The following is a 13,104-nucleotide window of genomic DNA, read 5'->3' as shown; positions in this document are numbered from 1 at the left end:
TCCCTTACCCTCTGTTTCACAATATGAACATGCTGTCAATTGCGGTATAGGCAATGTCCATCCATAGAAGAAAATCAGCATTTTCCTTAAATATATGAAAAATAGCTCAGGTACGGCGTTCGACTCATACCAATTGCCAATCAGAAGAATATGATTAAACGTGAGTTCAATAATTAATAGGAGGTGTATGTGTTGAGCAGTGAAAATGCGCAGTTAAAAAAGGATATTATTAAAAGCCTTTTAAGCCCTTTATTTACAAATGCAACAGAAGGAGGAGAAAACGTGAATAATAACCTTAAAGAATTACTTGAAGCTGCTGTTGATAAAAAAGTTGACGAAAGCGAAACGGTTACTGCTGAATCTGTTTTAGATCCTTCCCTTCCTGCAAGATGGATTTTTGCCAGAATTACACCTGGCACTACCATCAGCATTGTGACAGATTCCGGTGACATGATCGGTCCGGTTGTCTTTGTGGCTTTTGATCAAGTCCACGGCATCGTATTTGTCACACAGGAAAGCTCTGTAACTCCGCCAGGTCAAGCGACAACATTGATTGATGTAGATAAAGTAGAAAGCGTTACATTCTTTTCATAACCTCTGATGAAAGTTTTGTATATCCAGTCGGGATATGGAGGAATATACAGTTATTTTGACCGCTGGGCTGAAGAATGCTTTCGGCACGCTCAGACAGAATACATGTCTGCAGATACACCAGACACCGAATCGCTGTCACGCATTGAAACGTTTCAGCCGGATTTCGCACTCATGATGGTTGGAGTTCACGTTCCTCACGACTGGCTGACCTGGTTAAAGGGTAAGGGTGTTCCCGTATATGTTTGGCTGACAGAAGACCCATTTTATATTGATATCAGTCTTCAGGTGATAAAGCACGCTGACGCAGTTTTAACAATTGACCAAAATGCTGCTCTCTATTATCAGGAGCTTGGTTATCAGCATATCTATTATGTTCCGATTCCTGTTAATCATCGGCTGTTTAAAAAAATGGACACCGAACATTCCTTTCATTCACAATTGCTTATCATCGGCTATCCTTACCCTAATCGGGTTCAGCTTGTGAAAGAAGCGGCATTTCTCCCGTACACCGTTCGGGTCATCGGAAAGGAATGGAGAAAGTACCTGCCTAAAAAAGTACTCAAACAGCCGCATATAGATGTAGTCAGCACATGGGTTCCGCCTGAACAGGCCGTTCATTATTATAACGGGGCAGACATCGTGATCAATCCGCATCGGCCGTATCATTTTACGTTCAACAAAAATAAAAGCCGCATTAAAAATACAAGCTTTAATAACCGCACCTTTGATATCGCTGCATGCGAAGCATTTCAACTAGTGGATCTCCCTGCGGCATATCCTTTTTCATCCTTTATTTCTTATCACAGCATCAACGACTTTAAGGAAAAAGCCGCTTTCTATATCAATCATCCTGAGGAACGAAACAAAGCTGCGGCGTTAAATTATAAAGAGACCGTTCCTGCTCATACATTTGATGAGCTTCCCGCAAAACTGAAAGCCATTCATCTGGCGCTTTCTTGAAAAATCGTTCATTTCATATGAACGATTTTTTCGTGCACATAAAAAAGCAGCCGAAAATAGGCTGCTTCTTTATTCATCAGATCTGTCCTTCAGCTTCCTTGGATTCACCTGTTTATTCAGGTCAGGTTTTCCGCCTATATGCTGAGAAATCTGTTCCCATGATACAATTTTGAAATTTTGATTGACAGCTTGTCCATTTTCTATATTTTCTCCGTCCTGTGCTACAAAAATGCCGTACGGATATTTTGGCCCCAGCCCGAAACTAAGAACATCAATACCGTCAGTATCACTCGTCCCGTCTATTTTCTCGCCATCCGTAATTTCAAAATTGGCAATATACTGATTGCCTCCCTGTCTTTCATACATCGCATAGCTGTTATTGCCCTGGCTTGAAGCGATAAGATAACCTTTTCCGTCCGGCGCATAATAGATGGTCAGGCCCTCAATATCAGCTGTCAAATGCTTTCCAGAAGCAAGATCAATGACTTTGCCCTGCGATCCTCCAGATGGTTCAGCATTAAATTTCCAAATCGCTGTGTCTTCCTCCGCTATATAGAGATTCCCGTACTCGTCATCTGCGACGAGACCTTCAGTTTGTGAATGTAATTTGAATTGCCGCACTTTTTTCCCTGTTACATATCCCTTTCCATTGTCGGCAATTTCATACTGCTCGAACTCTCCTTGCTTTCCCGTTACCAACGCATAAAATGCCCCTGTTTTTTGGCTGTGATACAGGCTGAAACCGTAAACTTCAGAAATATCAGTGGAAATAGGATGTTTTGGGTCTGTGATGCTTTTCAATTCACCTTTTGCCCCATAAATGGCGTAAACTTCGATCGAATTTTTTCCTTCTGTCCGGTTTGAAGCAGCGGCAATGTCAATCTGTTTGCCGTTGAACGGAAAATCATAACGCAGATCGACATTATTCAGCTTGCCAAACTCGTAAGAATTGATCTGTTTGCCGTCCAAATCATACACGACTAACCCGGACTTCTTGTTTGTCGTTATCAATTTGCTTTTTTCCGGATGCTTTGCATCAACCCAAATGGACGGATCATCCGCTGCGTCATCTCCTGAAGCAACCGGGTCAGTCTCTCCCTTTGCCGTCACTTTGAAATGATTCACTTCATCAGCCTGATGAGCCGATACCGAGTTTGCAGATAGGCTAAGCAATAAACCCGCAGCAGCACTAAACAGAATAGTTTTTGGATACTTCATTTTACAGCCTCCTTATTTTAACCTTCATTTCTTATTGTAAAATATATGAAGTTGATGAATAGTGAGACAATCGTACCTTTTTTTCGTAGTGTTTCTGATTCAAAAGAAAGCTTTTTATATGGACGTGATAAGATCATATGGGACCTGTTTATATGGAGCGAAAAAAGATAATATGAAAATTTAGTACACTGTTTATTTAGTTAGATTAAGCCAATCTCTTCATTTTCTATTAAAAAAGAACACTTTGTGACATCATCATTCCCCTAAATTTCGTTTTATTGGTTGCTTTCATTAACTCGATTAAAATGTTGAACATATGATGCATGGTAGAGAAACGAGAGTTGGAGGATAAGCCATGCCTAAACAGCAAACAGCAGAACTAAAACCATTTTTCCATAACAAAACAGTTTTAGTCACTGGCGGAACGGGTTCAATCGGAAGTCAAATTGTCAAACGCCTTTTGCTGCTTACACCAAAAAAGGTCATTGTATTCAGCAAAGACGACAGTAAACAGTATGTAATGAGTCAAAAGTATGCGGAGGATCAGCGGCTTTCATTTGTACTTGGAGATGTGCGCGACCACCGGAGAGTGAATCAGGTGATGACAGGTGTCGATATCGTCTTTCACGCAGCAGCGCTGAAACAGGTGCCGACATGCGAAGACAATCCGTTTGAAGCGATCCAGACCAATCTCATCGGCGGACAGAATGTGGTGGAGGCCGCCCTAATCAATGGAGTACAGCATGTCATCAATATCAGTACAGATAAGGCTGTGTCCCCTGTAAACACAATGGGTGCCACTAAGCTGTTATCTGAAAAGCTGTTTCATCAAGCTAACCGCCACGTTCAAAATAGAGGAACTGTTTTTTGTTCCGTCCGTTTCGGAAATGTTCTCGGCTCAAGAGGTTCAGTCATCCCTATTTTATTTGAACAGATGATGGAGGGTGAACCGCTGACCATCACAGACAAGAACATGACCAGATTTTTTATGTCTATTGATGATGCGGCCACACTGACACTGCAATCAGCCGCTATAACCACAGGCGGAGAAACTTTTATTTTTAAAATGGAATCACTGAAACTTGAGGAATTGATTCATGGATTTGAAGAATACGCAGCACAGCACGGTCTCCCGCGCCCGGCCGCAATAGAAGTCGGCAAGCGTCCAGGTGAAAAGCTTCACGAAGAATTGACATCTCCCCACGAAGTAGAGTCACTATATGAATGGGGCAACCTATATGCTATCCTCCCAGAACCTGAAAAACATCCTGATTTTCGCAAAGTCAATTTGCCCGGATATCAGTCTGATCAGGCTCCTCTTATTACAAAAGACAGAATTGCCCAAATTATTGAAGACCTGCATAAAGAAAAAAAGGCATAAAACAAGCCTGTCTATCTATAGGCAGGCTTGTTTTTTCTTGCATTTTATTTGTCAAATAGGTGCTGATAGCTTTCATATCCCTCTTCTTTGAGCTTATCCTTAGGAATAAACCGCAGCGCCGCAGAATTAATGCAGTAACGAAGTCCGCTAGGCCCGGGTCCGTCATTAAATACATGTCCCAGATGGGAATCGGCTGTTCGGCTTCTGACTTCTGTCCGAATCATTCCGTGGCTCGTATCCTGTTTTTCTTCCACTTCTTCTTCCTCGATCGGCTTTGTAAAGCTTGGCCAGCCGCAATGGGAATCAAATTTATCCTTGGAAGTAAACAAAGGCTTTCCTGACACAATGTCAACATAAAGCCCTTCTTCCTTATGATCCCAATACTCATTTTGAAACGGCGGCTCCGTTCCGTTATTTTGTGTGACCTCGTATTGCATACGGTTTAATGACTTTATTCTTTCTTCTTTATTTAGCGTCATTTATTTCGCCCCCCAATGCTCACTGATAAATCCAGCTCTTCCGGAGCCTGTCCGGTAACGCTGATAATGCCCTGGATTCTTTTTATAAAAATGCTGATGATAATCTTCCGCTTCATAGAATGGTTCAGCCTTTAAAATATCTGTCACGATAGGATCTTTAAAAATGCCGCTTTCCGCCAGCCGCTGTTTTGATGCTTCGGCAAGCTCCTTTTGTTTTTCATTATGATAAAAAATCGCTGCACGGTAAGAGCTGCCGCGATCAGCGAACTGGCCGCCTGCATCTGTCGGATCAATTTGCTGCCAGAACAGCTCTAACAGCTTTTCATAAGGGAATACATCAGGCTCAAACGTGATTTGTACAGCTTCACGATGCCCTGTTGTTTCGCTGCATACTTCTTCATACGTAGGGTTTTCAGTATGGCCGCCTGTATACCCGGACACCACTTTTTCAATTCCCGGCTGTTCGTCAAATGGTTTGACCATGCACCAAAAACAGCCGCCTGCAAATGTGGCGAGTTCTTTTTTTTCAGACATACTGGTGCCTCCTTTGTTAATACGTGGTATTATTATATTATAGCATGTAAAAATAGAATGAAAATGATTCTGCTTTTCAATAAAAATCTATAGGTTTTGAGTATTAGCAATTATGTAATGGGGGTTCACAAATTTGAAAGTAAGAACACAAATGATGTATGATATGGAAACTTTACTCCGTAAAGTTTTTAAACAAATACGCAATGAAATCAACGATATTCTAGATAAAGAGCTTTCGCGGAATGAATTTACCATTTTGCGCATTCTAAGTGAACAGGGACCTAAGAAAGTGACGGAATTTGCGCCCATTTTGGAAGTATCAGCAAGCCATATTACCGCAGTGACTGACGCGCTGGTAGAAAAAGAATGGATCACGAGAATCAGATCGAAGGAAGATCGGCGGATCATCCGCATCCATATCACTGAAGCAGGTGAAAAAATCGTTCAGCATTTCAATGAGAAAAAAACTGAATATTTCTTTAAACGCTTTGATTGTTATACGGATACTGAACTCGCCACATTAATCGAGCTTTTCAGCAAACTTGATAAAAAACGGTAAAAAAAGCACATACCCATTTAGGGTATGTGCTTTTCGCAGCGCCTTTCTTATCTTTCAGTAAACAATTTCATCGTTTTCCAGCGGCCGTATCTGTAGTACAAAAACGCCGCACAGCTGCTGAATAAGAAACTCATACCGATTCCGAGACCGATCCCTTTCTGTCCAAGCCAAGCTGAAAACAGAGCCGTGAAAGGATATCTCAAAACCCAGAAAGAAATCAAATTTAAAACCAAAACCTGCATCATTGCCCCAGCGGCTCTGACAATTCCGTTCAGCACAAAATTAATACCGATAAAGGGATAGAAAAACGCAATCCACCGCAAATATTGTTCACCAAACGCTACCGCGTCAGGCTCACTAATAAATAACCTCATTAAATATTTTCCGAATATCCAAATGATAATAGCAATTACGAGCATGCAAGAAAAAACAGACATCACACCAAGCTTCGCAATCGATTCCACTCTTTTATAGTTTCCGAGCCCGATATTTTGTCCCGCCATGCTGTTGACCGCCGTACCGGCCGCCATAGCCGGAAGTGTGATGATGCTGTCCAGCCGCTGCACCGCGCCAAATCCAGAGACCACATGCTCTCCATAGGAGTTGACGACGCTCATGATCGCCATCATTCCGCCTGTAATCACCATCATCTGCAGACCGGCGGGAATACCAAGTTTCAGAATCAATACAGTCTCTTCCCACTTAGGTGCTCTTGGCATAGAAAACGGAACCAGCTGATGTTTGATGACATAAAACAAACCGTAAAGGAACGCAATGCCCTGTGACAAAACAGTTGAATAAGCCGCTCCCGCAATCCCCATGCGGAAAACAGAAATAAAGAGCGGTGCCAGCACAGCATTCAGCACAACGGCAAAAGCGATGAACCGCAGCGGTGTTTTGCTGTCGCCTAGCGCCCGAAGAACCGTACTGATAAAGTTATAACCAAACAAAAACAGTATGCCGATAAATTGAATCTGCAAATAGATCTCGGCAAGCGGAATCATGGACTCCGGCGTTTGCAGAAGACGCAGCAATGGTTCTGACAGGAAAAAACCGGCTGCGCCGAACCCGATGCTTAAGCCTGTTAATAAAACCACAAAGGCATTTATATACGACGCCATTCCTTTCTCATCATCTTTTCCCTTTTGCTGAGACAAAATGGTTAAGGTCGCATTATTAAGTCCCAAAATAAAAGACAGCACGGTTAAAACAATCGTGCTTGATACCGCAGCCGCGCCAAGCGCTTTTGCCCCCAGCAAATTGCCGATCCATAAACTGTCTATGAATTGAAAAGAAACCTGCAGAGCATTTCCCAGCATAATAGGCATCGAAAACAGGATAAGCTGCCTCAGCACGTTTCCCTTCGTAAAATCGTATGCTTTCATTTCTTCTCCTTGTTCTCTTATATTTTCGTCCAGCCGCATGAAAAAAGAGACGGTGCAGCATGTCTCTTTTTTTCATGATTTATCGGTTTTTTTTCGGTCTTTCATGCCAAATGTAAACACCATCACACTCAAAAACAATGCGCAGTACGAAATGTTCAAGTACATTTGATCCATATCCTCAGCGGCCAGATGATGATAGGCCAGCCAGCCGAAGTAAAGGGAAAACGTAAATGATAACAAACTGAAATACTGGTAAATCCGCTTCATTTCAGTCACCTCTATTGTTTAGGATGGTAATAGGAAAACTCAATTTCATCTTTTTCTAAATTAATTTTATCTGCTTTGACATACATACCGTTCGTTAATGGCATTTCAGACAAACGAACCTCAATGCTTTTATCGCCGGGATGAACATGTACAAAGGATGGAAGTTCATAGAAGCTGTCCATATAATTTAACACAAAGCTAATAGGAATACTCAATTTCCCTAAGGAAAATTTCGTTACATTCAGCTCGACATCGCCATTCTTTTTCACGGTCGGCTCAAATGCGATAAACGCGTCAATTGACGTGGAAAATGCTTTGATTTTCCCTGCCACATGGACATCGTCATCTATATCCACTTTGTAATCAAGCTGATTTGACGCTTTCTCGTTTAAATATGAGTTGACAAACGCAGCTAAGGATTCTTTTGTGCTTGTCACTTGAAATCCGTACTCGCTTTTAGAGGTATCCTCTACCTCCGCTTGCTTGCCCGGCAGCATGACCAGCGTCACGAATCCTACTGCTAATACAATATTGATGGCAAGCAATATAAAAAACAGTCGTTTCCAGTTATTCATGATTTCACCCTACTCTTTCGGTAATCCTTCTTTTTCAATTGCTTGATAGACCCGCTTCGCTATTAAGGAATAACCCGTTCCATTAGGATGAAAATCATCTTCCTCAGAAATTCGTTTACTGTCACTTTTTTGATTGAACAAGTCTTCTATATTAATGATTTTTGCATGTTTATCTTTTTTCAGCTCTTTTTTAGCAATGTTGTTCCAATCAGTGACTACCCCGTTTATTTCCTGTAATTCAGATAAAGTAAATGTAAACGGATTATACATGCTGACATAAATCAGCTCTGCGTGATTATTCAGTGCGCGGATTTCTGAAATGATTTTTTTAAAACGCTTTTCGTACGGCTTTTCCTCTTCCTGAAACGGTTCGACGGTTAATTGCAGAAAGTTTTGACGAAGGACCTTCATCAGATCATTACCGCCAATTGTTAAAAAGACATAATCTGCATCTTTTATGCCTTTTTGAACGTTTTTATCTTTTAGTTTCTCTAACAAATCCTCCGAACGATTCCCTTTGACGGCATAATTTTTAACGTCAACCTTTTTGACTTGCTCATTTGACCGGATAGAATCCGCCACCTTGCCGACATATCCCTTGCCCTCAGGATCTCCGACACCTTCTGTAAGCGAATCTCCGACAGCGGCAATGACAATGTGTTCCTTCGTTTTCAGTTCATGGGCTTTTTGTTTTCCCTCAGATGCTGTACGTATGCTCGTACATGCAGTAAGAAGCAAAATCAAACTGGCCATGAGTGCAAAAATGCGCAGTTTCAATCTTGTTGCTCCTCCCCATTCTACTAGTGGAAAGTGTATCATGTTTTAGGAGATTTGAAAATGCCTTGTCTTCGAGATTACTTGAGTTTACTAGCCGCTTTCACATCAGCGATGATGTCATCGTATGGTGTATTTTCTACTCCATTGTAATCTTTCAGCACTTTACCGTCAGGGCCTACTAAATAAAAAGAGGATTGATGAATGACCTGATCCTGGCCTTCAGGTTTCTTCACGATCGCTTTAAAGCTATCAAACGCAAACGTCTCGATGTCACTTTGAGTGTATCCCGTTAGAAAATCCCAGTTATCAAAAGATAAAGGATAATTTGCCGCAAATTTTTTCAGCTGCTTCGGGTTATCATTCTCAGGATCAACACTAAAGGATACGATGCGCACATCTATATTCTCAGCCTTTAATTTCTTTTGAAGATCTGTCATATGAGCCGTCATCGGCGGACACACGGTCTCACAATTGGTAAAAATAAAGTCTGCGAGCCAAACCTTTCCTTTTAAACTGTCTAAAGAAACATTTTTGCCATCTTGGTTTTTAAAAGTAAAAGACTCCACTTGGTAATTAAGCGGATCCTTAATCTGATGTCCTCCGCAGGCACACAAAAGCAGAAAAATCAGCCCCGCCGCCAACCCTTTGATCATCTTCATGCCCTTCACCCTTTCCAGCTTAAAGCGCTTACTAATGCCGCGCTTACCTTCTTACATCTTGTTTAATTCTATACCCGCAAAAAAAATTCCTGCATGCCCCTTCGTCCGCCTGCGAGCGGCATAGCAAAGGGGACACACAGGAATAAACGGCGTATCACGCGTTGTGTTTTAACACCTCTTGATGAAAAACAGCCTGATAATCAGTCCATTTCATCCGGCGCTTCATATATTGTCGGAAAGAATACACTTTTGTCCTGCTTTTTGATGAAAACACTTCTTTTAAGTAGATCTGCAAATGCTGATTCAACATAAAGAAATAATGTTCATCTTCCTTTAACACAGGTATTTCTGTCACTTTCACCTGAATCCCGTCGCTGCGTTTGAACTCTAGGCTTTTGAGTAACAAGCTATCAATCCTCATTTTTTGATTGTTTTCTTCTATTATATACAATGCCGGCCGGGCTGTCTGTCATTTTGCGCGGTTGTGCCGAAAAAATCAGATCAGCAGGTGGAATAAATCTTGATCCTTATTTACCTCTAAATAATGAAACGCTTTTTTATTCATCCGTTCAATCAGCGGCCCATAGTCTGCTTTGTTTTGAAGCTCAATGCCGACCAGGGCCGGTCCGTTGCTTTTATTGTTTTTCTTCGTATACTCAAATCGTGTAATGTCATCATTCGGCCCAAGAACTTCATCAAGAAATTCACGGAGTGCACCAGCTCTTTGCGGAAAATTGACGATGAAATAGTGCTGAAGGCCTTCGAAAATCATAGACCGCTCCTTCATTTCCTGCATTCTTCCGATATCGTTATTGCCGCCGCTGACAACACATACTACGTTTTTCCCTTTAATTTCTTCCTTATATAAATCCAGTGCCGCGACAGAAAGAGCACCCGCCGGTTCAGCGACAATCGCACATTGATTATATAGTTCAAGAATGGCTGTGCATACCTTCCCTTCTGGCACGAGAAGTATGTCATCTACAACGGTTTCTAGCGCTTGAAAGGTTTCATCGCCGATTTTTTTTACAGCCGCTCCGTCCACAAATTTATCAATTTTATCTAACGTGACGACATGTCCAGCTTTGTTAGATTCAAAATAAGACGCAGCGCCCGCCGGTTCAACCGCGATTACTTTGGTTTCAGGAGACACGTTTTTCATATACGTGCCGACCCCTGCAAGAAGCCCGCCTCCTCCGACACTTGCAAATAGAAAATGCGGTTCTGTATCAATATCGTTTAAAATTTCGACCGCCAGAGTTCCCTGACCGGCCATTACATCCGGATCATCAAACGGATGGATAAAGGTGCGGTGTTCCTGCTCACAGCATTCAACTGCGTTTTTATACGCATCATCAAAAGTATCACCTGTCAAAATAATATCGATAAACCCTTTTCCGAACAGTTCAACTTGTGACACTTTTTGTCTTGGTGTTGTGGAAGGCATGAAAATCTTCCCGTGAACGCCCAGGTGTTTACACGAAAACGCTACACCTTGCGCGTGGTTTCCGGCACTTGCGCACACGACTCCGTTTTTAGTCTGCTCGTCAGAGAGCTGCTTCATTTTGTTATAAGCCCCTCTGAGTTTAAAAGATCTGACTACCTGCAAGTCTTCTCGTTTCAAATAAATATTGCATTCGTATCTCTCAGAAAGTCTGTCATTCCTTTGCAGCGGTGTGTGAGTCACAACGTCCTTCACGTTTTGATGAGCCTTTAAAATGTCTTTCACTTGGATGAGAGAGTTTTCTTTAAGCAACGGTTTCATGTACAGATTCCTTTCTTGTTTTAAATCCCTATTTAATATGCCATTATAACATGAATATTCAAATAATAAGACAATTATTTTTATTTAGTAAATAAAAAAGTGAATCGTATTCTAAGTTCCCCGCACCCGTGATAACATCTGCGTGACCTGTATCCAGCAGCCTAAGAAAAAAGTTTCTTAAAGATAAAAGATGTTTTCATCTGAAAGGCATGCTATAATAGAACCAATTAGAACCAAAAGGAGCCAATAAATGTTTACAGCACCTCGATCTCGCACTTTTCATAATCTAATTGGAGAGCATCAACTATTTCTCGAAACAAAACGAGTCGCCTTGCAGTTCGCCCTATCAGAGCTTCCTGTCCTGATCACAGGAAAGGTCGGAACAGGCAAGGATCATTTTGCACAGGCCATACACCAAGGCTCTTCAAGAAACGGCGAACCATTGATCAGTATCAATTGCAGCACCCATTCAGAAGAAAGCCTTGCATACGAGCTTTTTGGCGCTGATGATGCCTGCGGTGCGTTTCAAAAAGCCGCCCGAGGTACACTTTTTCTTAATGACTTATGGAGTATGCCGGTTTCTGTACAAGCTAAGCTTCTAGAAGCACTTGACTCAGATGGGGAAAAACCGAGAATCATCTGTGCTTCTGCAATCCCAATAACAGATGTTGCTGAAAATACATTCAGGCAGGACTTATTTTACAGGCTGAACATTTTAACGCTCACATTGCCGGTGCTATCCGAGCGAAAAAGCGATATCCCCCTTTTGACCCAGTATTTCCTTTCGGAATCGGGGCAGCAATTGTTAATTGATCCCTCAGTCTTTCCGCTGCTTGAACAGCATCCCTTTAATGGGAATGTAAGAGAATTAAAAAACGCTGCAGATTATATGGCGGCTGTATCAAGCGGGGGAACCATTCATCCGTATGATGTGCCGCCGTATATACGGGACGGGCTAAATGAAAAAACGACGAAGAAAAAAGCGAAGCTTCTGACTTTAATGGAAAAAGCCGAGTTTCTGTTTATTTTGGAAACCATAAAAGTGTTAAATGAAAAAGGCGAACCGGCAAGCAGACGGATCATCTCTGAAAGCAGCAAAAACAGCCAAATCTCTTTAACGCCGCAGCAGGTCAGAAGCCGTCTCGATTATTTGGAGAAGAAAGAGTATGTGACAAAAAGCCGCGGACGTGCGGGCACGAAAATCACTTTAGAAGGGCTGAATTTTTTAGAAACGCTGCAAAAACAAATGATGTAGCAGCTAAAGAGAGGAGAATGTACGTGTATACAATAAAAGAAGAGATCGCCAACGCCATTACCCACGGCATCGGTGTGTTCTTATCCATACCAGCATTAGTGTTTCTCATCATATTTGCGGCTAATTACGGGTCCGCATCGGATATCGTCAGTTTTACCATATTTGGTGTTTCCATGCTGCTGCTTTATTTGAGCTCCACCCTGCTTCACAGCATTCAGCACAAAAAGACGAAAGATATTTTGGAGATTATTGACCATAGCGCCATTTACGTGTTGATTGCCGGAACCTATACCCCCTTTCTGCTTGGACCGTTAAAAGGCACACTCGGCTTCACCCTGCTGATCATCGTTTGGGCGCTTGCCCTTGGCGGAATCGTATTCAAAATTTTCTTCGTAAAACGGTTTATCATTTTATCTACCTTGATGTATTTATTAATGGGATGGCTAATGATTATCGCGGTTAAGCCTTTATATGCTTCACTGACAGGAGCTGGATTCAGCCTTCTTTTACTTGGCGGTCTGTTGTATTCAGCCGGAACGATCTTTTATATTTGGAGAAAGATTCCTTTCCATCATGCCATTTGGCACAGCTTTGTTTTAGGCGGGAGTGCGGCGATGTTTTTCTGCGTGCTGTTCTATTGTGTGAAAGTGCCGTTTTTATCCTAATGAAAAAGCGCAGTCTCAGTGACTGCGCTTT

Annotated in this window: 16 protein-coding genes; 6 read left to right on the top strand and 10 right to left on the bottom strand. The window is 42.0% G+C overall.

The annotated features are described in order from the left end of the window. Positions 1 to 192 precede the first annotated feature (192 nt). On the top strand, positions 193 to 594 hold the full coding sequence (gene cgeA / locus UJ203_RS04715; RefSeq protein ID WP_024121772.1) for a spore crust protein CgeA: 402 nt from the start codon (positions 193 to 195) through the stop codon (positions 592 to 594). Positions 595 to 600: 6 nt separating this feature from the next. Further along, entirely contained in the window at positions 601 to 1,554 is a 954-nt protein-coding gene (locus UJ203_RS04710; protein WP_103671798.1) for a DUF3880 domain-containing protein, read from the top strand. 69 nt (positions 1,555 to 1,623) lie between these two features. On the opposite strand, the gene UJ203_RS04705 is transcribed toward UJ203_RS04710, so the two are convergent. After that, entirely contained in the window at positions 1,624 to 2,772 is a 1,149-nt protein-coding gene (locus tag UJ203_RS04705; protein WP_305934420.1) for a phytase, read from the bottom strand. Between the two features lie 355 nt (positions 2,773 to 3,127). Between UJ203_RS04705 and UJ203_RS04700 the strand changes: the two genes are divergently transcribed. Beyond that, positions 3,128 to 4,153 carry an SDR family NAD(P)-dependent oxidoreductase gene (locus UJ203_RS04700; protein ID WP_105954998.1) on the top strand — a complete coding sequence of 342 codons (1,026 nt, stop codon included), beginning with the start codon at positions 3,128 to 3,130 and terminating at the stop codon, positions 4,151 to 4,153. 44 nt (positions 4,154 to 4,197) lie between these two features. Here UJ203_RS04700 and msrB read toward each other — a convergent pair whose 3' ends face one another. Both msrB and msrA read right to left on the bottom strand, forming a co-directional pair. Then, the gene (gene msrB / locus UJ203_RS04695) at positions 4,198 to 4,632 is read right to left on the bottom strand and encodes a peptide-methionine (R)-S-oxide reductase MsrB (protein ID WP_024121776.1); all 435 of its coding nucleotides are present in this window, start codon (positions 4,630 to 4,632) and stop codon (positions 4,198 to 4,200) included. Continuing rightward, the gene (msrA, locus tag UJ203_RS04690) at positions 4,633 to 5,166 is read right to left on the bottom strand and encodes a peptide-methionine (S)-S-oxide reductase MsrA (protein ID WP_305934419.1); all 534 of its coding nucleotides are present in this window, start codon (positions 5,164 to 5,166) and stop codon (positions 4,633 to 4,635) included. Positions 5,167 to 5,299: 133 nt separating this feature from the next. Here msrA and UJ203_RS04685 point away from each other — a divergent pair, with 133 nt between their 5' ends. Beyond that, entirely contained in the window at positions 5,300 to 5,725 is a 426-nt protein-coding gene (locus tag UJ203_RS04685) for a MarR family transcriptional regulator (RefSeq protein ID WP_024121778.1), read from the top strand. Positions 5,726 to 5,772: 47 nt separating this feature from the next. Here the strand turns inward: UJ203_RS04685 and UJ203_RS04680 are convergent, their stop codons facing one another. The 7 genes from UJ203_RS04680 to ilvA all read right to left on the bottom strand — a co-directional run bounded on the left by UJ203_RS04680 (position 5,773) and on the right by ilvA (position 11,153). Further along, positions 5,773 to 7,110, bottom strand: coding sequence for an MATE family efflux transporter (locus UJ203_RS04680; protein ID WP_024121779.1), 1,338 nt, complete (start codon positions 7,108 to 7,110; stop codon positions 5,773 to 5,775). A gap of 72 nt (positions 7,111 to 7,182) precedes the next feature. Next, entirely contained in the window at positions 7,183 to 7,377 is a 195-nt protein-coding gene (ypmT, locus tag UJ203_RS04675; RefSeq protein ID WP_044155479.1) for a protein YpmT, read from the bottom strand. 11 nt (positions 7,378 to 7,388) lie between these two features. After that, a complete protein-coding gene (locus UJ203_RS04670; RefSeq protein WP_069487337.1) occupies positions 7,389 to 7,952 on the bottom strand; it encodes a YpmS family protein in 564 nt (187 codons plus the stop codon). Between the two features lie 9 nt (positions 7,953 to 7,961). Continuing rightward, a complete protein-coding gene (locus tag UJ203_RS04665; protein WP_095713132.1) occupies positions 7,962 to 8,729 on the bottom strand; it encodes an SGNH/GDSL hydrolase family protein in 768 nt (255 codons plus the stop codon). Between the two features lie 77 nt (positions 8,730 to 8,806). Further along, the gene (locus UJ203_RS04660) at positions 8,807 to 9,388 is read right to left on the bottom strand and encodes an SCO family protein (protein WP_322008721.1); all 582 of its coding nucleotides are present in this window, start codon (positions 9,386 to 9,388) and stop codon (positions 8,807 to 8,809) included. Positions 9,389 to 9,542: 154 nt separating this feature from the next. Beyond that, positions 9,543 to 9,794, bottom strand: a complete 252-nt coding sequence (locus UJ203_RS04655; RefSeq protein WP_059293739.1) for a DUF2535 family protein — start codon at positions 9,792 to 9,794, stop codon at positions 9,543 to 9,545. A 90-nt stretch (positions 9,795 to 9,884) separates the two neighbouring features. After that, positions 9,885 to 11,153: a threonine ammonia-lyase IlvA gene (ilvA, locus tag UJ203_RS04650; RefSeq protein ID WP_095713134.1), complete on the bottom strand. Its 1,269-nt coding sequence runs from the start codon at positions 11,151 to 11,153 to the stop codon at positions 9,885 to 9,887. 250 nt (positions 11,154 to 11,403) lie between these two features. Between ilvA and UJ203_RS04645 the strand changes: the two genes are divergently transcribed. Both UJ203_RS04645 and trhA read left to right on the top strand, forming a co-directional pair. Next, entirely contained in the window at positions 11,404 to 12,408 is a 1,005-nt protein-coding gene (locus UJ203_RS04645) for a sigma 54-interacting transcriptional regulator (protein WP_322008716.1), read from the top strand. Positions 12,409 to 12,431: 23 nt separating this feature from the next. Beyond that, a complete protein-coding gene (gene trhA / locus UJ203_RS04640) occupies positions 12,432 to 13,073 on the top strand; it encodes a PAQR family membrane homeostasis protein TrhA (protein WP_322008714.1) in 642 nt (213 codons plus the stop codon). Positions 13,074 to 13,104: the final 31 nt, after the last annotated feature.

It is taken from the genome of Bacillus sp. V26 (assembly GCF_034296245.1).
Taxonomy (GTDB): Bacteria; Bacillota; Bacilli; order Bacillales; family Bacillaceae; genus Bacillus; species Bacillus halotolerans.
The sequence above is the reverse complement of the archived record's forward strand: the minus strand, read 5'-3'. Positions and strand labels throughout refer to the sequence as shown.

Coding starts and splice junctions, on each gene's coding strand:
- ypmT (WP_044155479.1), bottom strand. CDS start 7,377: ATGAAGCGGATTTACCAGTATTTCAGTTTGTTATCATTTACGTTTTCC.
- UJ203_RS04705 (WP_305934420.1), bottom strand. CDS start 2,772: ATGAAGTATCCAAAAACTATTCTGTTTAGTGCTGCTGCGGGTTTATTG.
- msrB (WP_024121776.1), bottom strand. CDS start 4,632: ATGACGCTAAATAAAGAAGAAAGAATAAAGTCATTAAACCGTATGCAA.
- UJ203_RS04710 (WP_103671798.1), top strand. CDS start 601: ATGAAAGTTTTGTATATCCAGTCGGGATATGGAGGAATATACAGTTAT.
- UJ203_RS04670 (WP_069487337.1), bottom strand. CDS start 7,952: ATGAATAACTGGAAACGACTGTTTTTTATATTGCTTGCCATCAATATT.
- ilvA (WP_095713134.1), bottom strand. CDS start 11,153: ATGAAACCGTTGCTTAAAGAAAACTCTCTCATCCAAGTGAAAGACATT.
- UJ203_RS04660 (WP_322008721.1), bottom strand. CDS start 9,388: ATGAAGATGATCAAAGGGTTGGCGGCGGGGCTGATTTTTCTGCTTTTG.
- UJ203_RS04700 (WP_105954998.1), top strand. CDS start 3,128: ATGCCTAAACAGCAAACAGCAGAACTAAAACCATTTTTCCATAACAAA.
- UJ203_RS04680 (WP_024121779.1), bottom strand. CDS start 7,110: ATGAAAGCATACGATTTTACGAAGGGAAACGTGCTGAGGCAGCTTATC.
- UJ203_RS04645 (WP_322008716.1), top strand. CDS start 11,404: ATGTTTACAGCACCTCGATCTCGCACTTTTCATAATCTAATTGGAGAG.
- msrA (WP_305934419.1), bottom strand. CDS start 5,166: ATGTCTGAAAAAAAAGAACTCGCCACATTTGCAGGCGGCTGTTTTTGG.